Origin of the sequence: Mycolicibacter heraklionensis (genome assembly GCF_001021505.1) — a bacterium.
GTDB lineage: Bacteria > Actinomycetota > Actinomycetes > Mycobacteriales > Mycobacteriaceae > Mycobacterium > Mycobacterium heraklionense.
Genome location: NZ_LDPO01000003.1, coordinates 217377 through 241307 on the forward strand (window position 1 = coordinate 217377; position 23931 = coordinate 241307).

Annotated in this window: 23 protein-coding genes; 11 read left to right on the forward strand and 12 right to left on the reverse strand. The window is 67.7% G+C overall.

Annotated elements, in window-relative coordinates:
- Window positions 1-99: 99 nt before the first annotated feature.
- Window positions 100-858, forward strand: a complete 759-nt coding sequence (locus ABW16_RS06450; protein WP_047318391.1) for an SDR family NAD(P)-dependent oxidoreductase — start codon at window positions 100-102, stop codon at window positions 856-858.
- A gap of 68 nt (window positions 859-926) precedes the next feature.
- Here ABW16_RS06450 and ABW16_RS06455 read toward each other — a convergent pair whose 3' ends face one another.
- From ABW16_RS06455 to ABW16_RS06470, 4 genes are all read right to left on the reverse strand, one after another.
- On the reverse strand, window positions 927-2156 hold the full coding sequence (locus ABW16_RS06455; protein ID WP_047318324.1) for an amidohydrolase family protein: 1230 nt from the start codon (window positions 2154-2156) through the stop codon (window positions 927-929).
- Between the two features lie 87 nt (window positions 2157-2243).
- Window positions 2244-3392, reverse strand: coding sequence for a thiolase family protein (locus ABW16_RS06460; RefSeq protein WP_047318325.1), 1149 nt, complete (start codon window positions 3390-3392; stop codon window positions 2244-2246).
- Window positions 3389-3820 (reverse strand): Zn-ribbon domain-containing OB-fold protein, encoded by a 432-nt coding sequence (locus ABW16_RS06465; protein WP_047318326.1) that lies wholly within the window; start codon window positions 3818-3820, stop codon window positions 3389-3391. The genes ABW16_RS06460 and ABW16_RS06465 overlap by 4 nt, the downstream gene beginning before the upstream one ends.
- 51 nt (window positions 3821-3871) lie before the next feature.
- Window positions 3872-5086: a CaiB/BaiF CoA transferase family protein gene (locus tag ABW16_RS06470; RefSeq protein ID WP_047318327.1), complete on the reverse strand. Its 1215-nt coding sequence runs from the start codon at window positions 5084-5086 to the stop codon at window positions 3872-3874.
- Between the two features lie 176 nt (window positions 5087-5262).
- Between ABW16_RS06470 and ABW16_RS06475 the strand changes: the two genes are divergently transcribed.
- The gene (locus tag ABW16_RS06475; protein WP_412178184.1) at window positions 5263-6729 is read left to right on the forward strand and encodes an aldehyde dehydrogenase family protein; all 1467 of its coding nucleotides are present in this window, start codon (window positions 5263-5265) and stop codon (window positions 6727-6729) included.
- Window positions 6730-6805: 76 nt separating this feature from the next.
- Here ABW16_RS06475 and ABW16_RS06480 read toward each other — a convergent pair whose 3' ends face one another.
- The 3 genes from ABW16_RS06480 to ABW16_RS06490 form a co-directional block, all read right to left on the reverse strand.
- Entirely contained in the window at window positions 6806-8026 is a 1221-nt protein-coding gene (locus ABW16_RS06480) for a cytochrome P450 (protein ID WP_047318329.1), read from the reverse strand.
- A gap of 73 nt (window positions 8027-8099) precedes the next feature.
- A complete protein-coding gene (locus ABW16_RS06485; protein WP_047318330.1) occupies window positions 8100-9380 on the reverse strand; it encodes a cytochrome P450 in 1281 nt (426 codons plus the stop codon).
- Window positions 9381-9403: 23 nt separating this feature from the next.
- Window positions 9404-10189: an SDR family oxidoreductase gene (locus tag ABW16_RS06490; protein ID WP_047318331.1), complete on the reverse strand. Its 786-nt coding sequence runs from the start codon at window positions 10187-10189 to the stop codon at window positions 9404-9406.
- A 124-nt stretch (window positions 10190-10313) separates the two neighbouring features.
- Here ABW16_RS06490 and ABW16_RS06495 point away from each other — a divergent pair, with 124 nt between their 5' ends.
- Window positions 10314-11132 (forward strand): NAD(P)-dependent oxidoreductase, encoded by an 819-nt coding sequence (locus ABW16_RS06495; RefSeq protein ID WP_047318332.1) that lies wholly within the window; start codon window positions 10314-10316, stop codon window positions 11130-11132.
- Window positions 11133-11149: 17 nt separating this feature from the next.
- Window positions 11150-12577 (forward strand): aldehyde dehydrogenase family protein, encoded by a 1428-nt coding sequence (locus ABW16_RS06500; RefSeq protein WP_047318392.1) that lies wholly within the window; start codon window positions 11150-11152, stop codon window positions 12575-12577.
- 7 nt (window positions 12578-12584) lie between these two features.
- Here ABW16_RS06500 and ABW16_RS06505 read toward each other — a convergent pair whose 3' ends face one another.
- Genes ABW16_RS06505 through ABW16_RS06515 form a run of 3 tightly spaced genes read right to left on the reverse strand, consistent with a single transcriptional unit; the run spans window position 12585 to window position 15828 of the window.
- Window positions 12585-14234, reverse strand: a complete 1650-nt coding sequence (locus ABW16_RS06505; RefSeq protein WP_047318333.1) for an acyl-CoA synthetase — start codon at window positions 14232-14234, stop codon at window positions 12585-12587.
- Window positions 14222-14839, reverse strand: coding sequence for a cysteine hydrolase family protein (locus ABW16_RS06510; RefSeq protein WP_047318334.1), 618 nt, complete (start codon window positions 14837-14839; stop codon window positions 14222-14224). Before ABW16_RS06510 ends, ABW16_RS06505 begins: the two co-directional genes overlap by 13 nt.
- Entirely contained in the window at window positions 14836-15828 is a 993-nt protein-coding gene (locus tag ABW16_RS06515; RefSeq protein ID WP_047318335.1) for an aromatic ring-hydroxylating oxygenase subunit alpha, read from the reverse strand. The genes ABW16_RS06510 and ABW16_RS06515 overlap by 4 nt, the downstream gene beginning before the upstream one ends.
- Window positions 15829-15914: 86 nt before the next feature.
- Here ABW16_RS06515 and ABW16_RS06520 point away from each other — a divergent pair, with 86 nt between their 5' ends.
- Window positions 15915-16967 (forward strand): TIGR03857 family LLM class F420-dependent oxidoreductase, encoded by a 1053-nt coding sequence (locus tag ABW16_RS06520; RefSeq protein WP_109519501.1) that lies wholly within the window; start codon window positions 15915-15917, stop codon window positions 16965-16967.
- Between the two features lie 75 nt (window positions 16968-17042).
- Here the strand turns inward: ABW16_RS06520 and ABW16_RS06525 are convergent, their stop codons facing one another.
- A complete protein-coding gene (locus tag ABW16_RS06525; protein ID WP_047318337.1) occupies window positions 17043-17930 on the reverse strand; it encodes a PDDEXK family nuclease in 888 nt (295 codons plus the stop codon).
- A gap of 172 nt (window positions 17931-18102) precedes the next feature.
- On the reverse strand, window positions 18103-18699 hold the full coding sequence (mftR, locus tag ABW16_RS06530) for a mycofactocin system transcriptional regulator (RefSeq protein ID WP_047318338.1): 597 nt from the start codon (window positions 18697-18699) through the stop codon (window positions 18103-18105).
- A gap of 105 nt (window positions 18700-18804) precedes the next feature.
- Here mftR and mftA point away from each other — a divergent pair, with 105 nt between their 5' ends.
- The 6 genes from mftA to mftF all read left to right on the forward strand — a co-directional run bounded on the left by mftA (window position 18805) and on the right by mftF (window position 23927).
- Complete coding sequence (mftA, locus tag ABW16_RS24245) at window positions 18805-18897, forward strand: mycofactocin precursor MftA (RefSeq protein WP_082104109.1); 93 nt, start codon at window positions 18805-18807, stop codon at window positions 18895-18897.
- 2 nt (window positions 18898-18899) lie between these two features.
- Window positions 18900-19205, forward strand: coding sequence for a mycofactocin biosynthesis chaperone MftB (gene mftB / locus ABW16_RS06535; RefSeq protein ID WP_047318339.1), 306 nt, complete (start codon window positions 18900-18902; stop codon window positions 19203-19205).
- Window positions 19202-20383 (forward strand): mycofactocin radical SAM maturase, encoded by a 1182-nt coding sequence (gene mftC / locus ABW16_RS06540; protein ID WP_047318340.1) that lies wholly within the window; start codon window positions 19202-19204, stop codon window positions 20381-20383. The genes mftB and mftC overlap by 4 nt, the downstream gene beginning before the upstream one ends.
- Window positions 20384-20385: 2 nt before the next feature.
- The gene (mftD, locus tag ABW16_RS06545; RefSeq protein ID WP_047318341.1) at window positions 20386-21576 is read left to right on the forward strand and encodes a pre-mycofactocin synthase MftD; all 1191 of its coding nucleotides are present in this window, start codon (window positions 20386-20388) and stop codon (window positions 21574-21576) included.
- Between the two features lie 195 nt (window positions 21577-21771).
- Window positions 21772-22518 (forward strand): mycofactocin biosynthesis peptidyl-dipeptidase MftE, encoded by a 747-nt coding sequence (mftE, locus tag ABW16_RS06550; RefSeq protein ID WP_047318342.1) that lies wholly within the window; start codon window positions 21772-21774, stop codon window positions 22516-22518.
- Entirely contained in the window at window positions 22515-23927 is a 1413-nt protein-coding gene (gene mftF, locus ABW16_RS06555) for a mycofactocin biosynthesis glycosyltransferase MftF (RefSeq protein ID WP_047318343.1), read from the forward strand. The genes mftE and mftF overlap by 4 nt, the downstream gene beginning before the upstream one ends.
- Window positions 23928-23931: the final 4 nt, after the last annotated feature.

The window sequence follows — 23931 nt, forward strand, 5'->3', positions numbered from 1 at the left end:
GACCCCTGTACCGTCATACCGAATGTATTACGGGAATGGCTATAGTATAGGCGCCGGGACCGGGTCCCGGGTCGTCGTATCCAAACAAGGGGAGTGTTCGTGGAGATCGAAAACAAGCGCGCGATCATCGTTGGTGGCGCATCCGGGTTCGGCAAGGCGACCGCGGAGCTGTTGGCCAAACGCGGTGCCCAGGTGGCAGTCCTGGACCGGCCGCAGTCAAAGGGCAAGGAAGTGGCCGAGTCGATCGGCGGCCATTTCTTCGAAGCCGACGTCACCGATTTCGCCGGTACCGAGCGGGTACTCAACGAGGCAGTCGAGGCGTTGGGCGGGGTGCACATTGCGGTCACCACAGCGGGTGGCGGTATCGGTCAACGAACGATCAATCGGGACGGACCGCACGACCTGGAGGCGTTTCGCAGCACCCAGGATCTCAACGTCGTCGGGACCTTCAACGTCAGCCGGCTCGCTGCCTGGCACATGAGCACCAACGAGCCCGAAGACGACGAACGCGGCGTGATCATCAATACGTCCTCGATCGCGGCTTTCGAAGGCCAGATCGGGCAGGTCGCCTACACGGCATCCAAGGCCGCGATCGCCGGGATGTGCCTGACGATGGCCCGCGATCTGGGCAGCGTCGGCATCCGGGTGCTGGCGATCGCTCCCAGCCTGTTCGCCACGGGCCTCACCGAGGGCATCCCCGACGAGTTCGCCGCGGTGCTGACCAAGGATGCGGCGTTCCCGAAACGGCTGGGCCGGCCCGAGGAGTACGCCAAGCTGGCGGCTGCCATCGTTGAGAATCCGATGCTCAACGGCCAGTGCATCCGCCTGGACGCCGGCCAGCGCTTCGCGCCGAAATGACACTGCGTTGACTCTGCGGTCAGGGCGGCGAAATGCGTTGTGTCGCAGCCCTGACCGCAGAGTCAACGCTAGGCGTCGGCGAGCGCCGGCGGCTTGCTGGCCGCCGAATCCGGGTTCGCGATCGGCAGTCCCATGAACCGGCGGGCGTTGTCGCCCATGAAGTCGTAGGTGCGCCGCACATCCATGCCCTCGGCGTACTTCCAGAATCCCTTCGGCTCGGCCAGGCCCTCGGGGTGCGGATAGTCCGACCCGAACAGCACCTTGTCCCAGCCGACGGTGTCCACCACATCGGAGACGGCGCCCTCCCAGAACGGGCTGACCCAGATGTTGCGCCGGAACACGTCATGTGGATGCTCCGGGAAGTTCTGCGGCATCTTCTTGTAAAGGTCGCCGAAGTCATCGAAGAGCGGCCGGATCCACGAGCTGCCGTTCTCCACGCTGGCGATGCGCAGCTTGGGGAATCGGGTCAGGGTGCCGTGGCAGATCAGGCTGGTGATCATGTCGGCGATCTCGCGGTGGCCCAACACCATCCAGCGGAAGGCGCTCTGCGCCATGAAGTTCTGCGTGTACGGTGGCTCCCACCGGCCGACGTAGTCATCGAGCGGCGGGAAGCTGGCGTGCAGCACGATGGGTAGGCCCGCGGCCTGCACATCGCGCCAGAACGGGTCGAACTCCGGCAGTGCCGGCGAGCGCCAACCGCGGATGCCCTTGACCGGGCCGGGTTTGATCAGCGCCACCGCGGCACCCTGGCCGAGGATGTACTCCAGTTCTCGCTGCGCGCCGTCGACCTCGGAGAGGTTGATGATCGGTGTGGAGAACACCCGGCCGCGGTAGTTGTAGGTCCAGTGCTCGGCCATCCACTGGTTGAGCGCGTGAATGATGGCCAGCGTGAGCTCCGGGTCGTCGGCGCTGGAGTGCTCGACCAGGCTGGCCAGCGTGGGGTAGTTCAGCGCCTCGGTGACGCCCTGGCGGTCCAGTTCGGCGACCCGGTCGGCGGGGTTGCGGGTGGCCGCCGGCGCCTCGATGGCCGGGCCCTGCATCTCGCGCAAGGTCAGGCCCTCGGTGTTCTCCCCCGCGAAGAACTTCTCGTGTGCACCCGGCGCGGCGACCCGCTCGAAGGTGGGGTTGGGGATGAAGTCGCTGACATGGTTGTTGATGATGATCCGGGTCTGGCGGCCGATCTGGGCGAATTGCACCGCCCGCGAATACTTCTCCGGGAGGTACTTGGTCAGCGACTCGGGGGTTTCGTACATGTGTTGGTCGGCATCGAAGATCGGTGCGTCACGGAACTGGCTCATGGAGCGCTCCTTTCTTACCGCGAGCAGACGCAAAAGCCCCTAGAACGAGGGCATTTGGGGGGCTTTTGCGTCTGCTCGGCATGGGAATCAGGTGGTCAGGATGGTGGCGGCCGCGGTGCCGGGCGCGCCGTAGAGCTGAGCGAACCCGACCTTCGGCTCCCCGGGCACCTGGCGGTCGCCGGCTTCGCCGCGCAGCTGGCGCACCAGCTCGTGGATCTGGCGCAGCCCCGACGCGCCGATCGGCTCGCCGTTGGCGATCAGCCCGCCGTCGGTGTTGACCGGCAGCGACCCGGTGATCTCGGTCGCCCCGTCGGCGAGCAGCTTCTCCTGGTCGCCGTCGGCGCAGAAGCCGCACTCGGCCATGTGGATGATCTCGGCGCCGGCGTCGGTGTCCTGCAACTGGATGACGTCGACGTCTTCGGGTGCGACACCGGACTTTTCAAACGCGGCGCGGGCCGCGTAGACCGTGGGCGCCACGTCTTCGGTGACCGGGGCGAAGGTGGTGTTCACCTCGTACGCGCCGTAGCGCCGGGTGCGGACCTCCACCGCGCGCAGATACACCGGCTTGTCGGTGTAGCGGTGCGCGATGTCGGCGCGGCACATCACCACCGCCGCAGCGCCCTCGTCGGGCGCGCAGAACATGTACTGGGTCAGCGGGTAGTTCAGCATTGTCGATCCCAGGATCTCCTCCTCGGAGATCGGCTTGCGCCGGAACGCGTTCGGGTTCAACGCGCCGTTGCGGAAGTTCTTCGCCGCGACCCTGGCCAGCGTCTGCTGGGAGATACCGTGATCGTGCAGATAGCGATTCGCCTTCATGCCGAAGAACTGGGTGGTCAGGTACTGGCCGTTCTCGGCGTACCAACGCGGCATCCCGACCAGAGCCGGGTCTTCGGTGAACGCCCCGCGCGGGTGCTTGTCCAGGCCGACGGCGATGCCGATGTCGTAGTCGCCCAACCGGATACCGTCCGCGCAGACCTTGGCCGCGCTGGCCGCGGTGGCACATGCGTTGAACACGTTGGTGAACGGGATGCCCGACAGTCCGACCATCCCGACGATCGCGTCCGGGTTGGCCACCGTCCAGCTGCCGCCGGTCGCGGCCCCGATGTCCTTCCAGTCCACGCGCGCGTCGGCGACCGCGGCGAAGATGGCGTCGACCCCCATCGCCATCGCGGACTTGCCCTCGAATCGGCCGAACGGGTGCAGGCCGACGCCGATGATCGCTACGTCATGAGTCATGGGATCGCGGTCTCCGATACCGGCCGGAAGGCGAAGGTGATGACGTCGTTGCCGTCGGCGTCGGAGGTGAAGGGCACCATGACCAACTCCACCGGCATGCCGAATTCCAGCTTGTCGGGGTCGTTCTCGGTGAGGCGACCTTCGACGCGGATGACGTCGCCGAGCTGCACCAGGCCGACACCGAACGGCACGAAGTCCTTGCCGGTGGGGCCCAGATACGGGGCTCCGGGCGGAAAGCCCTGGGTGGTCCAGGCCACCAGGGTGCCGGTGCGCGGCAGCAGCTCCTGGCGCATCTGGTCGCCGCTGCAGCTCGGGCAGCGCGGCTGGGCCGGGAACACCGTGGCGTCACAGGCGCCGCAGCGGCTGCCGATCAGCTGCGGGTTCTCGTCCGGCCACGTCGATATGTCGGGTGCGAGTGCCGTCTGCATGGATCCTCCTGAGTTGTTTAGATCGACGTGTTGTCTCTTGCGCGGGCAGAGCTAGGCAATGTCACCGGACTCTTTGAGCTTTTCGATGCGGTCCCAATCCATCCCGAGTTCCATCAGGATGATCTCGGTGTGCTCGGAGGCTTGGGGGGCACGCGTGGTCTCCAGCGGCTCGTGGTTGAACTGAACCGGCCCGCGGACCACCTTGAACGGCGGTCCGCCGTCGCCGGGTTCCACCTCAACGATCATGTCGTTGGCGATGGCCTGCTCGTCGGAGCCCAGATCGACCAGGCTCTGGAACGGCGCCCACTGGCCCTTCATGGTCTTGAGGTGGTGACGCCAGTACTCGAACGGCTTAGCGCCGATCGCGGCGACGATCAGTGCGCTGGCCGCCTCGGCGTTCTGCATCAGCGGCAGCACCTCGGCGAAGCGCGGGTCGTCGGCGGCCTCGGGAATCCCCAGATGCTCGAAGGTGTCTCGGATGTAGCCGGTCGGGCTGACGATGCACAGGTTGATGGTGCCGCCGTCGGAGGTCGTGTAATTGCCCAGGAACGGGTTGCCCACCGAACCGTCGGATTCCGGCATCATCGCCCGCATGGCTTCGCCGGTGTCCATGCCCTGCGTCACGCTGGCACCAGCGGCCCACCACGCGGTGGACAGCAACGACACGTCGACCTCAAGCGCCTCGCCGGTGCGTTCACGATGCAGTAGCGCAGCGGCGATCCCGCCGGCGATGTTCATCCCGCCGATCGAGTCGCCGAATGCGGGAATGCCCTGGGACAGCGGCGCGCCCAGTTCCTCGGGGCTCAGTGCGTGGCCGACCCCGCTGCGGGTCCAGAAGGCGGTGCCGTCGAAGCCGCCGATGTCGCGTTCGGGGCCCTTGTCGCCGTAGGCGCTGCCGCGGGCGTAGACGATGTTGGGATTGGCGGCGCGGATGTGCTCGACATCGAACTTGTTCTTCTGCCGTGCCCGCGGCAGATAGTTCGTCAAGAACACGTCGGCCGTGGCAGCCAGTTCGTAAAGCACCTGCTGCCCACCGGAAGTCGAGACATCGATCCCGACGCTGCGCTTGCCCCGATTGGGATGCTCGATCAGCGGATGACGGTCGGGGTTGAGTTCGAAACCACCCATCCGGATGAACCCGCGCTGGGTGTCGCCCCGCACCGGGTGCTCGACCTTGATGACGTCGGCGCCCCAATCGGCAAGGATCGCCCCGGCGGCCGGCACGAAGGTGAATTGCGCGACTTCCAGCACCCGGAAACCGTCCATGACCCTGATCAACTCAGCGCGCTCCTGCCGCCGTCTGAACCCCTGGAGAACCAACTAGAGTATTCTACTGTAATGTTTACGGTTGGGCATCCGAAAGGGGCGAGGTGAGCAACGTCGGACGGCAGGCCAGCAGCGTTGAGATCGGTGAAAGGGCCGCCGCGGCGGCGGAGCCGCGCATGCTGATCGACGGCAAGCTGGTGGCAGCGGCCTCGGGTGCCGAGTTCGACAATGTCAGCCCGGCCACCGGGCGGCGGTTGGGGACCACCGCGGCCGCGGGCAAGAGCGACATGCAGGAGGCGATCGGTGCGGCCCGGCGGGCGTTCGATGACACCGATTGGTCGACCAACCGCGCGCTGCGCAAGCGCTGCCTGGTGCAACTGCAGTCGGCGCTGGAGTCCGAGAAGGAACAGCTGCGTACCGAGCTGATCGCCGAAGTCGGGTGCCCGGTGATGACGACCCAACTGGCGCAGCTGGATTGGCCGCTCGCCGACGGGCTGCGCTACCCGGGACGGTTGATCGATGAATTCGAGTGGGAGCGGCCACTCGACGGCGGCGGACTGTTCGGCGACCGCAACGTCCGCACCGTCGTCAAGGAGCCGGTCGGTGTGGTTGCGGCGATCACGCCGTCCAATTTTCCCATCGAGGTGATCCTCAACAAGCTGGGGCCGGCCCTGGCGGCCGGCAACACCGTGGTCCTCAAGCCCGACCCGAACACCCCGTGGAACGCCACCCGGTTGGGGCGCCTGATCGCCGAGCACACCGACATCCCCGCCGGGGTGGTCAATGTGGTGCCCACGCCGTCCAACGAGGTCGCCGGACTGCTTGGCACCGACCCCCGGGTCGACATGATCTCGTTCACCGGGTCCACCGCGGTCGGCAAGCTGCTGGCCCGCAACAGCGCCGACACCATGAAGCGGACCTTTCTGGAGCTGGGCGGCAAGTCGGCGCTGATCGTGCTCGACGACGCCGACCCCGCCAAGGTGATTCCCGGCGCGGTGGGGGTGTGCGTGCACGCAGGGCAGGCCTGCGCGGCCACCACCCGGATGCTGGTGCACACCAGCATGTTCGAGGAGTTGGTCGCTGCGGTCACGGCGGCCTTCGCTGCGGTCACCGTGGGCGACCCGGCGCTGCCGCAGACCCTGGTCGGCCCGCTGATCAGCGCCGCGCAGAAGCGGCGTGTGCTCGACGCCTACGCGCAGGCCCGGCAGGACGGTGCCGAAATCACCACCGGTGGTGGGGAAGTCGACGATCTGGCGCCCGAGCTGGCGGGCGGGCACTACGTGCAGCCGACGGTGATCGTCGGGGTCGACAACGGCGCGGCCATCGCCAGGGAGGAAGTGTTCGGTCCGGTGGTGGTGATGCTGCCGTTCAGCGACGACGACGAGGCGGTGCGCATCGCCAACGACAGCGCCTACGGGCTGGCCGGTGCGGTGGTCTCGGCGTCGAACGACCGGGCACTGGAAGTGGCTCGCCGGATCCGGACCGGCGCGGTCGGCGTCAACGGTGGCATGTACTACGGGGCCGACGCCCCGTTCGGCGGCTACAAGAGCAGTGGCTGGGGCAGGCAGTGCGGAATCGAGGGGTTCGCGCAGTATCTGGAGACCAAGACGATCGCCTACCGCAAGCCTCGCGGGGGACATTGACGCGTCGAGTGTGCGGTTTGGTGGGCCAGTGAGGCGTGTCGCCTACCAAACCGCACACTCGGCAGGTCTTCCGAACTCAGGCAGATCTCTTGCTCGTGAACGTCACCGGCAGCGAACGGGGGGAGCGGAACGGCTGCCCGTAGATGTGCGGGTTGCCGTCGGTGACCAGGGTGATCTCGCCGAGCCGGTCCAGTAGGCATTCCATCGCGACCCGCATCTCCATGCGGGCCAGATGCAGTCCCATGCAGGTGTGCTCGCCCGCGGCGAACGTGATGTGCGGAATCCACTTGCGGAAGATGTCGAACTCCTCCGGGCGTTCCCACCGGGCCTCGTCACGGTTGGCCGACCCGATGCAGACATCGACGACGGCGCCGGCGGGAATCTCGACGCCGGCCACCGCGGTGTCGCGGATGGCGGTGCGCTGCACCGTGGTCAGCGGAGTCTCGTAGCGCAGCCCCTCCTCGATCGCGGCGCCGATCAGATCGTGGTCGGCGCGCACCGCCGCGAACTGTTCGGGATGGGTGAGCAGCAGGTACAGCAGGTTGCTGGTGGCTCGGTAGGTGGTCTCCAGACCGGCCGGCAGCAGCAGGCGAAGGAACGAGAAGATCGCTTCGTCGGTGAGCTTTTCGCCGTCCACCTCCGCGGTCACCAGGTCGCCGATGATGTCTTCGGTGGCCCGCGACTTACGTTTCTCCATCTGGGCCAGGAAGTAGTCCTTCAGCTGCGCCGAGGCGGCGAACGCCCGCTCGTAGTCGACGGTGTAGCTGATCAGCTCGATCGCCCGCTGACGAAACCACGGCAGATCCTCCTCGGGCAGGCCCAGCAGCCTGGAGATGACCCGGGTGGGGAACTCGAAGGTGAACCCCGACACCAGATCGGCGGTGCCGTCGGCGACGAACTCATCGATCAGGGCGTTGCAGACCGGCCGGACCACCTCCGGCTCCCAGCGCACCAGCGATCTCCGCTTGAACGCCGACGAGACCAGGTTGCGATGCTTGCGGTGCGGCTCGCCCTCCATCGCCAGGATCGTCGGTCCGATGAACAGGCCGATGGTGACGTCGTAAATGTGCGAGTTGAACGAGTCCGCGTCGCGGAAGACCTGGTTCACCGCCTCGAAAGAGACCGCGGCGAACGGAGTTTTGGGCCGCAGCGATGCCGGGGTCTTGGAGTAGTCCATGACCGTTCCCGGAAAGACCCCGAGTCCGTCGCGCTTGCTCTGGAAGTACGGGTAGGGGTTCTTCAAGTAGTCGGCCGGCTTATCGAGTGCGGCAGCGATGTCGTCGACCTGACTCTCCACGGCTGATCTCCCGTCGGCGTAGCAACATACTGTAACGATTACAGTAAATGATTAAGCAAGTATTGCGCCAGCGTCAGGCGAGGCTGATCGGCATTCGTTTGATGCCGTGCACGAAGGTGCTCTGCAGGTATTCCGGTTCGCCGATCCTGACCTCGGGCAGTCGGGTGAGCAGCTCATGGAACAGGTGGCGCAGCTCCATCCGGGCGACATGGGTGCCCAGGCAGTAGTGCGCTCCACCGCCGCCGAACCCCAGGTGCGGGTTGGTGGTGCGGGTGATGTCGAACTCATGCGGCCGGTCGAACACCGTCTCGTCGCGGTTGGCCGAGCAGTAGAACAGCGCCACCTTCTCGCCGGCCTTGATCTCGGTCCCCGCGACCTCGGTGTCCACCACCGCGTGGCGGGCGAAGGCCAGTACCGGCGTCGCCCAGCGCACGAATTCCTCGACCGCCCCGCCGATCCGGTTGTCGTAGTCCGCCAGCAGCCAGGCGCGTTGCTCGGGATGCTCGACGAGGGCCTTGAACGCGTGCGTGGTGGCCTGCTTGGTGGTGTCGTTGCCCGCCGAGCCCAGCAACACCATGAAGGAGCCGAGTTCGGTGTCAGTGAGACGGTGGCCGTCGACCTCGGCGTTGACCAGCTCGGTCATCAGGTCATCGTGCGGCTCGGCGCGTCGGCGCTGGGCCAGTTCGACGCCGGAACCGGCCAGCACGCCCAGCTGCGTCATGACGTGCACGGCCCGCTCCTCCAGCGAGGCGTACTCGTCGTCGCTGCCGCTGAACAGGCATTCGGCGGCGTAGGCGACCTTCTCCTGGTCGGCCGGGTCGATGCCGATCATGTCAGAGATGGTGCGCATCGGCAGTTGGCCGGAACAGCTTGCGACGAAGTCGATCTGGTCGCCGCTGCGCAACTGGGCCAGCAGGTCGTCGACGATGCTGCGGGAGTTGGTCTTGATCTGATCCTCGATGCGCCGGACCTGCCGGGGGGTGAATCCCGAGCTGATGAGCTTGCGGTACCGGGTGTGCTCGGGCGGGTCCATCGCCAGGAAGAACGTCATGTTGCGCTGGATCTCGGCCGGCATCGGGTCGACGCTGACGCCTTCGCTGGAACAGAACAGCTCTTCATGCTGGCTGATGAATTTGACGTCGGCGTGCCGGGTTGCCGCCCAGTATCCGGTCTCCTGATGCGGGAACACCGCGTCTATCGGTCGGTGCCAAGTCAGCCCCGGCTCGTCGCGCAGCGTCGCAAACGTTTCGTCCCGGGTCCGGAAGTCCTTGCCCCAGAAGCCGGTTTCGGAGATGTCGAGCCGATGGTACGGGTGCGGGGATATCGGTGTGGCAGGTGACGAATCCAATGTCATGGTTTCCTCTCGGGGCGTTGACCCTACGCGGGGATGGGTGTGCCGGCGGTGATCGAGTTGATGAAGCCGCCGTCGACGAGAACGTCCTGGCCGGTGATCCAACCGGCGGCGGGGGAGCCGAGGAAGTCGATCACCGGGACGATGTCCTCGACGCCGGCGTGCCGGCCGACAGCGGTGCGTACGGTGTCGAGCATCTCTTTGCCCATCGACCGCTCGAAGTCGGGCAGGATCGGCGTTTCCACCGGGCCCGGGCTCACGGTGTTGATCCGCACGCCGTACTGGGCGTGTGCCGTCGCGGCTCGCCGCTTGGCGTACAGGATCATCGCCTGCTTGGAGGTGCTGTAGACCGGGTAGGCCGGGTCCTGGCCGGCCTGCCAGCGCATGACTGCCTGCGCATCGGTCGATTCGAGTAAGCCGTTGAGCACCTGGATGCGTTGTTCCCACCCGAGCGCCGCCGTCGATGCCACCGCGACCACCGCCCCGCCGCGCCGAAGCCGCGGCAGCAGCCCCTCGGTCATCAGGCGCATGCCCAGGTAGTTCACCGTCAGCACATCAGCGGCCGATGCGGTGCCGGGTACGCCGGCGACGTGAGCCAGCAGGTCCCAGCCGTCTCCGATCCCGGCGGTGAACTCGGCGATGGCCGCGGGATCCCGAATGTCGCAGCTGGCGTGTTGCGACGCCGGCGTGTCATGGGCGCGCACGTCGACGGCGAGGACGAAGTCGCCGCGCTCGTAGAAGTGCGCGGCCGTCGCGGCGCCGATTCCCGACCCCGCGCCCACGACCACGACCTTGCGCTGCGGGTTGGTCATCCTGGCCAGCCTTCTGTGTACCCGAAAAGTCGACAGTAAGCTCGACTGTAACGAATTCAGCGCTTGTGGACAATGCTACGGTTGGGCTTACCGGATAGCCGAAAGCTGCCTTGAGGAGCCGAGAATGAGCGCAACGGACCAGATCGTCGGATTCGTTGGAGCCGGCAAGATGGGCGAACCGATGGTCCTGCGCCTGGTGGCCGCCGGGTACCGCGTTCAGGTGTATGCGCGCCGGCCCGAGGTGCGCGAGCGCCTCGCGGCCGCCGGCGCCGTGCCGGTGGATTCGGCCGCCGCGACCGCCCGTGATGCCGGCATCGTGGTCAGCTGCCTGTTCTCCGACGCGCAACTGCTCGACGTCGCCGCCGGCGCCGACGGCTTGCTGGCCAATGCCGACCCCGGCACTGTCGTGGTGTCCCACACCACCGGAACGGTGAGCACGCTGACCAAACTGGCGGAGGAGTTCCCGGACGGCCCGGTGCTGGTGGATGCTCCGGTGAGCGGCGGCGCTCACGACATCGAGGCCGGCACGCTGACGGTGCTGCTCGGCGGCCCCGACGACGCGGTGGCCCGCGCGCAGCGGGTCTTGGCGGCTTACGCCGACCCGGTGATCGCCACCGGCGAGCTGGGCACCGCGCTCAACCTCAAGCTGATCAACAACGTGCTGTTCGCCGCCAATGCGCAACTGGCCGCCGCGGCGGTCGCGTTGGGCAAGAGTCTAGGGGTGCGCGACACCAGCCTGTTCGAGGCACTGTCGCAGTGCAGTGGCGGCAGCCGGGCCGCGGGGTACGTGCAGTCGGCTGGTGGTGTGGACAGCTTCGCCAAAGTCGTTGCGCCCTTTATGCGCAAGGACGTTGCGGCCTGTATCGAGGCCGCCGCGGACCGTGGCGTCGAACTGGGCCTGCTGCAGACCGTGGCCCAAAACGGGCCACTGGACCTGTCGTGACGGCCGAGCTGGCAAATCTGCTGGAGAAGCAGCGGCGGTCCTTCGTGGCCGACGGGCCGCCCAGTGCCGCCGTCCGGCGCAACCGCATCGACCGATTGCTGGCGATGGTGCTGGACAACGTCGACGCCTTCACCGCGGCGATGGCGCAGGACTTCGGCACCCGGTCGCGGGCGGCCTCACTGGCCACCGAGATGGTCGGCATGGTCCCCGTGGTCGAGCACACCAGATCGCATGTCCGCCAATGGATGCGTCCCAGCAAGCTGCTGCGTGCCGCCCGGCTGGTCGGGTTGCGTGCCGAGGTGCAGCCCAGTCCGCTCGGCGTGGTGGGCATCATCGGGCCGTGGAACTTCCCGCTGCAACTGGTGGTGGTGCCGGCCGCGGCGGCCTTCGCGGCAGGCAACCGGGTGATGGTCAAGATGTCCGAGATCACTTCGCGCACGGCCGAGGTGATGCAGCAGCTGGCGCCAGAGTACTTCGACGAGAACGAGTTCGCCGTCGTCACCGGCGGCGCGGACGTGGCAGCCGCGTTCGCCGGTCTGCCCTTCGATCACGTCTTTTTCACCGGCTCGCCGTCGGTGGGCGCGCTGGTGCAACGCGCCGCCGCGGACAACCTGGTCCCGGTGACCTTGGAACTGGGCGGGAAGAATCCCGTCGTGGTGGCGCCGGGCGCCGACATTCGCCGCTCGGCGAAGCGGATCGCGTCGGCCCGCATGGTCAACGGCGGTCAGGTCTGCGTGTGTCCGGACTATATCCTGGTGCCCGAGAATGACATTGACGCCTTCGTCGACGTGGCCCGGCAGACCCTACGGGACATGTTCCCGACGATCCTGGACAACGGCGACTACTGCTCGAGCGTCAACGACGCCAACTTCGACCGGGTGCTGGGCCTGATCGACGACGCGCGCGACCGCGGAGCCGTCGTGGAGAGCATCGCGCCCGACGGGGAGACACTGCCGGATCGCGCTGTCCGCAAGATCGCCCCCACCATCGTGCGTGGCGTTGACGCGACCATGCGCATCGCCGACGAGGAGATCTTCGGTCCGGTGCTGACGGTGCAGGGCTACGGCACCCTCGACGAGGCGATCGAGATGATCAACGCGCGCCCCGCTCCGCTGGTCGCCTACTGGTTCGGGCCGGGCGACAAGAACTTCCGGGACTTCGTACGGCGCACCAGAAGCGGCGGTGTGGCCCGCAACGACTTTGCCGCGCAGATGATTCCGTCCGGGGCACCGTTCGGCGGCGTGGGCCGCAGCGGCATGGGTGCCTACCACGGCAAGGCGGGCTTTGACGCGTTCAGTCACTACCGGACCGTGGTGGGCTCAGATCTGCCGTTCAGTATGACCGGCAGCGCGGCACCACCGTTCAAGCCGGCGATGCGGTTCTACGCCGATGCGATGCTGCGCTCGGCGCGTAACCGGACTCGTCGGCGACTGAAGCGCCGCTGACCCGGCGTCAGCCCTGCTGGGCCTGCTCGCGCGCCCACCGGTAGTCGGCCTTGCCGGCCGGACTGCGCACGATCGTCGACCGAAACACCACTGCCTTGGGCAGCTTGTAGCGTGCCAGTGACCCGCCTGCATGCTCGATGAGCTCGGCGGCCGTGACGGCAGCACCCTCGGCGAGGGCCACCACGGCCACCACCTCCTGGCCCCAGCGTTCACTGGGCCGGCCCGCGACCACCACGTCGATGACGCCCGGATGTGACGCGAGGGCCGTCTCGACCTCTTCGGCGAAGATCTTCTCCCCGCCGGAGTTGATCGTCACCGAATCCCGGCCGAGCAGCTCGATCGATCCGTCTTCCAGGTGCCGCGCTCGGTCGCCGGGAACCGCGAAGCGCGTCTCACCGATCACCGGGAACGTCGCCGCGGTCTTGGCGGCATCGCCCTTGTAGCCCAGGGGGACATAGCCGCGCTGACCGAGCCAGCCCAGGCCGTCGTGCCCGGGTTGCAAGACGGTCCCGAGGTCCTCGGCCACCACACAGGTGTCCGGTCCACCGGCGAAGGTTCCGGTGGAGACCGCACCCGAGGTCGACATGTGACGCATCTGGGCGCCGGTCTCCGACGAACCGACCCCGTCGATCACCATGGCGCCGGGCAGGGTCTCGACGATCTGCTGCTTGACGTACGGCGTCAGCAGGGCGCCGCCGTTGGCCACCACCAGCAGCGACGACACATCGGCCGTGCCCTTGCGGATCGCGTCGAGCAGCGGCCGGGCCATCGCGTCGCCGACCACGGTCACCGACAGCACTTTCTCCCGCTCAATGGCGCGTACCACGTCGTCGGCGTCGAAATGGTCCACAACCGAAGGGAAGACGAGGGTTTGGCCGGTGTTGATCGCGGTCATCACCGCCCACTGCGCGGCGCCGTGGATCAGCGGCGGCAGGATCATCAGCTTGACGCCCGGGTTCTCCCGGACCGGCCCCACGATGTCGTCGATGGAGCTGACCTCTTCGGCGGTCATGAGGTTGCGGCCGCCGAACGAGCCCATGAAGATGTCGTGCTGACGCCAGAGCACACCCTTGGGCATCCCGGTGGTGCCGCCGGTGTAGAGCACATACAGGTCGTCGGGCGAGGGCTGCACCGGAGGGGGTTCCGGTGAGCTGTCCGCCAGCACCGTCTCGTAGTCGACCGCCCCGTCGAGCAGGGCGTTGCCGGAGTCGTCGGCGATCTGGATGAGCACTTTGAGCTGGGGGAGGTCGGGGAGTACCTCGGCCAGGGTGGGCGCGAACGCGGCGTGGTACACCAGTGCGGTGGCGCCGGAATCAGCCAGCAGGTATGCCAATTCCTTGCGCACATAGCGGTAGTTGACGTTGAACGGCGCCACCCGGGCCCGGAAGCTGCCCAGCAGGGTTTCGACGAACTCATTGCCGTTGTAGGCGTAGATCCCCAGGAGATCCTGGCCGGTCTCGTGCGCAGACAGGTCCGACCGCGGCGTGTGACATCCCAGCCCGCGGGAGTGCAGGTAGGACGCCAGCCGGTTGGACCGCTCGAGGATCTGCGCATAGGTGTAGCGCCGGTCGCCCTGGACGATCATGTCGCGGTCGGGAATCGCCGCGGCCACCGCGTCGGTGACCTCCGGCACGGTGAACTGGGTCAGGAGTGCCACGTGTGCATCAGCTCCTCTGTGGTGGTGATCGTCGCCAGCAGGGACAGGGTGTTGTCGATGATGGCAGCACCGTACTCGGCCGGCACACCGGCCACCGCGTCGCGGGGCACCACCACGCGGTATGCGGCGTTGACCGCGTCCATGACCAGGTTCGGGATGGCCACGTTCAGGGAGACTCCCACGGCGACAATGGTGGAGACCCCCAGATTGCGCAGCACCGCATCCAGATCGGTTCCGCCCATCGGTCCCAGGCCGTGATATCGGTGCAGCACCAGGTCAGACGGCTCCGGCCCGAACTCGGGCAACAGGGTCGCGCCGGGGCTGCCCGGATCGATGCGCACCGCGCTGCGGCCGGCGGCGAACAGTCGGGCGTTGTGGTTGGAGCCCAATCCGTCCGGGCGACGGTGCACCAGGCAGTGCACCACCGCAACACCGGCCGCCCGCGCCACCGGGAGCAGTCGGCCGATGTTCGGCAGTGCAACGCGGCGCGCCTCGTCGGCAAGCATCCGCAGCCCGGCGTCGGGTCCGACGACCGCGCCCTGCAGCTCCTGGGTGATGAGCGCGGTGCGCTCCGGCACCACCAGCTCCGCCAGCGTTTCGGTCATGCCGGAACGTCGTAGAACTGCGTCGCCCATTTCCGGAGGGTCATAAAAGGTTTCGCGTCGACTTTGGACAGCGCCGGATTCTGGATGTAGCGCTGATAGCGCCAGATGCCCAGGTCGTCTTCGACAGTGGTCAGGAACTGCTTCTCGACACGCGCCCGTACGTCATCCGGCGGCGCGTCGGAATCATCGCCGGGAATCCGCGGCCACCAGATCGAATAGAACAGATCCGAGCGGCCGTCGTCGACCGGAGTGCAGGTGAAGATCAGCCGGTGCTGCTGCACGCCCTCGAAGATGCTGATCGCCCCGCCGAGCCCGAACAGGTGGCTGTGGAAACGCAACGCCATCTGCTCCGGGTCATCAGCGCGCTCGTCGGGCCAGCCGGCTACGAACTGCCATTCCTGGTCGACCATTTTCCAATCGAGCACCCTGGGCGTCACCGTCGCGTGGTGCACGTACTGGAAATGTGCGCTGTCAGCGGCGTTCTCGGCCACGATCTGCGGGTGAACCGGTTCGCCCTCCAGGCGTCGGGAGAACTCCGGGTAGGCCCGGTAGTAGTCCTGCGGGCCGGCGGTGAACTGGGGAAACTTGCCGAAGATGTCGGGCATCTCCCAGTGGGGTTCGGCGCCGTCGGGGTGGTGCCAGATGAACACGCAGCCGTGTTGCTCGCGGACCGGGTAGACCCGAAGGCGCAACGCCTTGTTCGGCCGGTCCGGCTGATAGGGGATGTACTTGTTGCAGCCGTCGGGCCCCCACTGCCAGCCGTGGAATGGGCACTCGACGCGGTCTTCGACCACCGTGCCGCCGTGGCCCAGGTGGGCACCCATGTGCTTGCAGTGCGCCTCCATCACATGCAGCTCACCGTCGGCGTCCCGGTAGGCGACCAGGTCCTCGCCGAAGTAATGCAGGGCGCGGGTCGCTCCGGCGACGAACTCCGGTGACCAGCCGATCATGAACCAGCCGGTGACCTTCCAGGTGAACGGAACCTTCATCGGGTGTCCTCTCGCGGGCGGTCAACTGAATACCGTACCGTAAACCCATCGATAGGCACATCCAAGGGAGGAATGGGAGCGTGGTCATGGGCCGATCCGAGCGGGTCCTCGACGAGCTGGGCTACTACCTGCTGGCCGGCGCCGGTGGCGAAGGCCCGGCCGCGTTGATGGATGAGGCCCGCCGCGGCGAGGAACTCGGCTTCGGCACCGCATTCATCTCCGAACGCTGGAACGTCAAGGAGGCGTCATCACTGGTCGGGGCGGCGTGCGCAGTCACCAACCGGATGCAGATCGCCACCGCGGCAACCAATCACAACACCCGCCACCCCTTGATCACCGCGTCGTGGGCGACCACCATGCACCGGCTGTCCGGCGGGCGGTTCACCCTCGGCATCGGCCGCGGGGTGGGTGCCCTGTATGCCGCGTTCGGGATCCCCAACGTCACCACCGCGCAGATGGCCGACTTCGCGCAGGTGATGCGGCGCCTGTGGCACGGCGAGGTGATCTTGGGCCACGACGGGCCGATCGGCCGCTACCAGGTGCTGTTCTTGGACCCGGACTTCCGCGAAGACATCCGGCTGGCGCTGGTGGCATTCGGGCCGAAAACACTCGAGTTGGGCGGGGCGCTGTTCGACGACGTCATCCTGCACACCTACTTCACCCCGGAGACCTTGCAGCGCAGTGTGCGCACGGTGAAGGACGCCGCGGAACGCGCCGGCCGCGACCCGGCGAGCGTGCGAGTGTGGTCCTGTCTTGCCACGGTGGGCGATCACCTGCCCGAGGAGCTGCGGATGAAGAAGACCGTCGCGCGGCTGGCCACCTACCTACAGGGTTATGGCGATCTGCTGGTGCGCACCAACAACTGGGATCCGCTGGTGCTGCGGCGCTTCCGCGAGGACCCGGTGGTGACGTCGATACCGGGCGGTATCGACCACAAGGCCACCGCCGAGCAGATCGAGCACATCGCGACCTTGATCCCCGACGAATGGCTGGAACCCGCGGCTACCGGACCGGCGCGGGGCTGCGCCGAGCGCATTCGCGCCGAGTTCGACTACGGCGCGGACGCGGTGATCCTGCACGGTGCCACCCCCGACGAGCTGGAGCCGGTGGTCACCGCCTACCGCGACGTCGCGGGTTGAGCCCCGGTCGCCCCTTTGCGCGACGGTGCGTGTCCCCGCCCGACACGCCCACGAAGTTCCCGGGTTTACGCACACTCACGCCGCACGCGACCGGGATAACTCCCGTTCGATCCGGCGCACCATATCCCAGGATCGGCGTCGTACATCGTCATCGACAATGGACAACACCGCCCATCCGACATCCTGCAGCGCGGCGCGCTTGCGCCGCTCCCGGCGGAGGGCCTCGGGGCTGCTGTGGAAGTCGTAACTGTCGTATTCGACCGCGACCCGAAATCTAGGCCAGGCGAAGTCCACCCGCCAGGTCTGGAAGTTGTGGTCGACGATCTCGTATTGCAGTTCCGGCGGCGGCAGCCCGCCGTCGAGCATCCCCAGCCGCGCTTCGCTCTCCATCGCCGAGTCCGACCGACCGTCGGCCAGCGGGATCAGTTCTCGCACAATGACGATCCCGCGTCGACCGGACTGGCGGGCCGCAGCGCAGCGCAACTGGCGACGATCACAAGTGCCGCTGCGCAGGGCCGCGTCAAGGGTGGCCAATGCCCGGGGCCGGCGAAGGCTGCGGGCGACTTCGACCGCGGTCCAGCCGGCTTCGGTGGCAAGCCGGCCGTCGACGATCGCCAGGGGCGCTCCCTGGCGGCGGTGCACCACCAGCCCATCGGATTTACGCAGTTGACGACCGACCGGATTCAGCACGTGTAGGTCGGGATCCCCCTCGGTGTCGAAACCGTATGCTGCAGCGGCGGTTCCAAGGCAGACCGCGACTTGTTCACCGGCTCTCAGATCCAGACCCGCCAGCCGCAGCGTCGTATCGGGATCGCTCCGGGAATACACGCCGAACCACACCTGGGCGAGGTCGCCGCGGGCGACGCTCGTTTCGAACGCGGCGCGGCCAAGGTAGCGCTGAAACTGTCCGGCGGTTGCCACCCCGCCCTGCTCGGCCAGCAGCATGTCCAGTTCGTCGGTCATCGCCGCAGCGTGCGGCGGGAACGACAACCACGCCAGTCACGGCTGTGGATAACCGGCGGCTACCTCGGGGACAACCGACGGCGACCTCAGCCCTGTGGATGGCGAGCGTGCGTGGACCCGGCTCCGGCACGGAGTGTCGGGCCGGGGACACGCACGCTCGCGCGAAAACGGGTCAGTCCAGGCCGCCGCGGATCGCGTCGAACGCCTCGCCGAGAACCGGTGGCAAGGCCAGTGACTCGTCGCCCAGCCAGCGTTCGTAGGCGCTGAGCGCCACCCCCAGCATCATCCACGCCACCGTCTGTGGTCGCGGGTCGTCAGCGTCCAGGCCCGCTCGGCGTGCCACGTATTCCGCGATGACGTTGCGCCAGCCGGCGTACATCGTCATCGAGTACGCCTGCAGCTCATCGGTCTGCAGGATCACCCGCATCCGCCGGCGGTGGCGCGCCGTCTCGCTCTCGTCGAAGGTGTTGAACGCCAACAGTGCCGCCCGCAGCGCATCACCGAGCGGTGCCTCCGGCTCGATACCGTCCAGCAGGTCCCGCAGCTGTTGCAGGTGCGCGTCGAAGTCACCCCACGGGATGGCGTTCTTGGAGGCGTAGTACCGGAACACCGTGCGACGGCCGATGCCGGCGGCCTGCGCCACATCGTCGACGCTGACCTCACCGAATCCGCGGGCGGCGAACAGGTCGATGGCCACGTCGGTGATGTGCTGCGGGGTGGTGGAGCGACGCCGCCCGGCGCGGGGATGCGGTTCCGGCGTACCGCCCATCTGACAGCCCCACTTCCTTTACGGCACCCGATGCCATATTCTGTCCGAGATTGTGACCGACACGACAGTCCGTTGTCGAACCCCACTGTGAGAGAGGCCTGCGTCATGGACCAGAACCAGCAGAACGACACCGCCGAGATCGTCACCGAGACCCTGGTCGAAGAGGTGTCCATCGACGGCATGTGCGGCGTCTACTGACCATGCCGGAGGTCGCCGTGGCGTCGGAGGCAACTGCGTTCGACCCCGACCGCGGCTGGGAGCTGCACCCGCAGGTGGCGCTCCGTCCGGAGCCGTTTGGTGCGCTGCTGTACCACTTCGGCACCCGTAAGTTGTCGTTCCTGAAGAACCGCACCATCGTCGAGGTGGTGCGGTCTCTTCCAGACCACGACGATGTCCGATCCGCCTGCCGCGCAGCCGGAGTCGACGACGCCGACCAGGGTCCGTACCTGCATGCGCTGCGCGTGCTGGCGGATTCGAAGATGCTGATGCCCAGGGAGGGCCAATGACATCCGTGGCACCGGTGCCCCGGCTGATCGAACAATTCGAGCACGGGCTTGACGCGCCGATCTGCCTGACGTGGGAGCTGACCTACGCCTGCAACCTGGCGTGCGTGCACTGCCTGTCCTCGTCGGGTAAGCGCGACCCCCGCGAGCTGTCCACGCAGCAATGCAAGGACATCATCGACGAGCTCGAACGCATGCAGGTGTTCTACGTCAACATCGGTGGCGGGGAACCCACTGTGCGGTCGGACTTTTGGGAGCTGGTGGACTACGCCACCGAGCACCACGTCGGGGTGAAGTTCTCCACCAACGGCCTGCGGATCACCGCCGAGGTGGCGGCCAAGCTGGCGGCCAGCGACTACGTCGACGTCCAGATCTCCCTGGATGGCGCCACCGCCGAGGTCAACGACCCGATCCGCGGTCCCGGCTCGTTCGACATGGCGATCCGGGCACTGGAGAACCTGGCCGCGGCCGGATTCTCCGACGCCAAGATCTCGGTGGTGGCGACTCGCCACAACATCGATCAGCTCGACGACTTCGCCGCCCTGGCCAGCCGGTACGGGGCCACGCTGCGCATCACCCGGCTGCGGCCATCGGGGCGGGGCGCCGACGTGTGGGACGACCTGCACCCGACCGCCGACCAGCAGGTCCAGCTCTATGACTGGCTGGTGGCCAACGGGGAACGGGTGCTCACCGGTGACTCCTTCTTCCACCTGTCCGGTCTGGGCGCACCCGGTGCGCTGGCCGGACTGAACATGTGCGGCGCCGGTCGGGTGGTGTGCCTCATCGACCCGGTCGGCGATGTCTACGCCTGCCCGTTCGCCATCCACGACCGTTTCCTCGCCGGAAACGTGTTGTCCGACGGTGGTTTCGACAACGTCTGGAAGAACGCCCCGCTGTTCCGGGAACTGCGGGAGCCGCAGTCCGCAGGGGCCTGCGGAAGCTGCAACCACTACGACAGCTGCCGCGGCGGCTGCATGGCCGCCAAGTTCTTCACCGGCCTGCCGCTCGATGGCCCCGACCCGGAATGCGTCCAGGGCTACGGCGCTCCCGCGTTGGCCGCCGATCGCACCAAGCCCCGTCCGGCCGCGGACCATTCCCGCGGCAAGCCGATCACCACTGTGGTGCCGTTGACGCTGTCCATGCGTCCGCCGGCCCGCCTCTGCAATGAAAGCCCCATCTGACCATGGCTCGTGATGTTTGGTTCGAAACCGTCGCTATTGCCCAGGAACGAGCCAAGAAGCGGCTCCCGAAGTCGGCGTACTCCGCGCTGATCTCGGCCAGCGAAAAGGGCCTGACGGTCAGCGACAACGTCGCGGCGTTCAGCGAACTGGGATTCGCCCCGCACGTGGTGGGTGCGCCGGCCAGCCGTGAGCTGTCCACAACCGTTATGGGGCAAGAGATCTCGATGCCGGTGCTGATATCGCCGACCGGTGTGCAGGCAGTCGACCCGGATGGCGAGGTAGCCGTCGCACGGGCGGCGGCCGCGCGCGGTACTGCGATGGGTCTCTCGTCGTTTGCCAGCAAACCGATGGAAGAGGTGATCGCAGCCAACCCCAAGACCTTCTTTCAGATCTACTGGCTGGGGGGACGCGACGCCATCGCCGAGCGGGTGGAGCGCGCCCGGGCAGCCGGAGCGGTCGGGATGATCGCGACCACCGACTGGAGCTTCTCGCATGGGCGGGACTGGGGCAGCCCCACCATCCCGGAGAAGATGGACCTCAAGACCATGGTCAAGATGATGCCGGAGGCTCTCACCAGGCCGGGATGGTTCCTGCGGTGGGCCAAGACCATGCGCCCGCCGAGCCTGCGGGTGCCCAACCAGGCCGGTCGCGGCGAACCCGGGCCGCCGTTCTTCCAAGCCTACGGGGAATGGATGGGCACCCTGCCGCCCACCTGGGAAGACATCGCCTGGCTGCGCGAGTTGTGGGGTGGGCCGTTCATGCTCAAGGGCGTGATGCGGGTGGACGACGCGAAACGGGCTGTGGATGCCGGTGTTTCGGCGATCTCAGTCTCCAATCACGGCGGCAACAACCTGGACGGCACCCCTGCGGCGATCCGGGCTCTCCCGGCCATCGCCGAGGCGGTGGGCGGCCAGATCGAGGTGTTGCTGGACGGTGGTATCCGGCGCGGCAGCGACGTCGTCAAGGCGGTGGCGCTGGGGGCGCGCGCGGTGATGATCGGACGCGCCTACCTGTGGGGTCTGGGCGCCGCCGGACAGTCCGGGGTGGAGAACGTCCTGGACATCCTTCGGGGCGGCATCGACTCGGCCCTGATGGGCCTCGGCCGGGCCTCGGTGCACGATCTGTCGGCGGACGACATTCTGATTCCGGGTGGATTCGCCCGGGCGCTCGGGGTGCCCACCGCCGACGTCTAGCCGGATGGCGGCGGCCACGCCGCTCGTCCGACCGGCGTGCCCACCTGGGAAATCCGGGCCGGTCCTGATACGCCCGTGGCGGACGAGACGGACGTGATCACACGGGACCGTTTCGGGCCCCGGAGCGAAAAATTTACCGCGGCCGTCCTCGTCAACAACTGGTGTACGACAGGTGAATTCGCTTACCATCGTCCGATGGCGGTTGGCGGCGAGCTCGGTAGTTCGACCTCGAACGAGCTGCAGAACCAACTACAGAGCCGGCTGCCGGGGCGGGGGATGGGGCTTCTGGTCCCGGTCGGGTCGACCGAGCAGCACGGTCCGCACCTACCGCTGGACACCGATACCCGGGTCGCGCAAGCACTCGCCCAGGAGCTGGCGCAGCGGTTGGCGGGAGCCGGGACGGGACACGGCTGGGCGGTCGCGCCGGCCATTGCCTACGGCGCCAGCGGCGAGCATCAGAGCTTTGCCGGAACCATCTCGATCGGCACCGAGGTGCTGATCCAGCTGTTGCTGGAGTACGGCCGTTCCGCCTGTTGCTGGGCGCAGCGCGTGGTCTTCGTCAACGGCCACGGCGGCAATGTGCCCGCGGTGGTCGAGGCGGTAGGCCGGCTGCGGTTCGAAGGCCGCGACGTCGCCTGGCTACCGTGTGCCGCCCCGGGTGCTGATGCCCACGCGGGGCACACCGAAACGTCTCTGCTGCTTCATCTTTCGCCCGACAGTGTGAGATTCGACCGGGCGCGGCCGGGTAACAGCGCTCCGTTGGCGCAGTTGCTGCCCGCGATGCGCGCCGGCGGTGTCGCCGCCGTGAGCGCCGTCGGGGTGCTCGGCGACCCGACCACCGCCACCGCCGGCGAAGGGCAGCGGCTCTTCGGCGAGATGGCCGACGCCGGCCTGACGGCCCTTGACGCCTGGGCGCCCGGGCCGGACGGGATGCTGCGATGACCGCGGCCCGGTTGCCGGACGGCTTCGCCGTGCAGGTCGACCGGAAGGTGCGGGTTCTGGGACGCGGATCCACCCTGTTGGGCGGTTCGCCGACCCGGCTGCTGCGGCTGGCGCCGGCCGCCCAGGGAATGTTGTCGGACGGCCGCCTGGAAGTACGCGACGCCGTCAGCGCACAACTGGCCCGCACCCTGCTCGACGCCACCGTGGCCCACCCGCGCCCGGCCGGCGGGCCATCGTATCGGGACGTGACGGTGGTTATTCCGGTGCGCGACAATATCATCGGACTGCAACGGTTGATAGCGGCGCTGCGCGGTCTGCGTGTGGTGGTGGTGGATGACGGGTCACAGGTCCCGATCCGCCAGGAGGATCTGACCGCAGCGCACTGCTGCGAGGTACAGGTGCTGCGCCATCCGGAGAGTCGGGGGCCGGCGGCCGCGCGCAACACCGGGTTGGCGGCCTGCACGACGGACTTCGTGGCCTTCCTGGATTCCGACGTGGTGCCGCGCCGGGGCTGGCTGGAGGCACTGCTGGGGCACTTCTGCGACCCGGCCGTGGCACTGGTAGCCCCTCGGATCGTCAGTATGGCCGACAGCGGACACCTCATCGCGCGATACGAGGCGATCCGTTCGTCGCTGGACCTGGGCGGCTGCGAGGCGCCGGTGGTTCCCTACAGCAAGGTTGCCTACGTCCCCAGCGCGGCGATCATCTGCCGCTCCACGACGCTACGGGAGCTCGGCGGCTTCGACGAGGCGCTGCGTTCCGGCGAAGACGTCGACCTGTGCTGGCGGTTGGTGGACGCGGGCAGCAGGCTGCGCTACGAGCCGATTGCGCAGGTCGCCCACGACCACCGGGTGGAGCTACGGGATTGGGTGGCGCGCAAGGCCTTTTACGGTGGATCGGCGGCACCGCTGTCGGCCCGCCACCCGGACAAGACCGCGCCCATGGTGATCTCGGGCTGGGCGCTGGCCGGTTGGGCGCTGATGGCGCTCGGCTCGGCGCTGGGCTATCTGGTCTCGTTGGCGATCGCCGCGCTGACCGGGTGCCGGATTGCCAAGTCCATGCGGGGCCCAGACACCGCGCCGGCAGACGTACTGATGGTGACGTTGCGTGGACTGGCGAGCGCCGGGCTGCAGATCGCCTCGGCCCTGTGCCGGCACTACTGGCCCGTCGCACTGCTGGCCGCCTTGGTTTCACAGCGATGCCGCCGGGCACTGCTGCTGGCGGCGGTCGCCGACGGGGTGGTGGATTGGCTACGGCACGCGCGCAGTGAGGACGATTCCCGCCCACTGGGGCTGCCGGCCTACCTGCTGCTGAAGCGGGTCGACGATCTGGCATACGGCGCCGGCCTGTGGAGCGGCGTGGTGCGGGAACGCAACCTCGCTGCACTCAAGCCGCAGATCCGCAGCTAGGCCG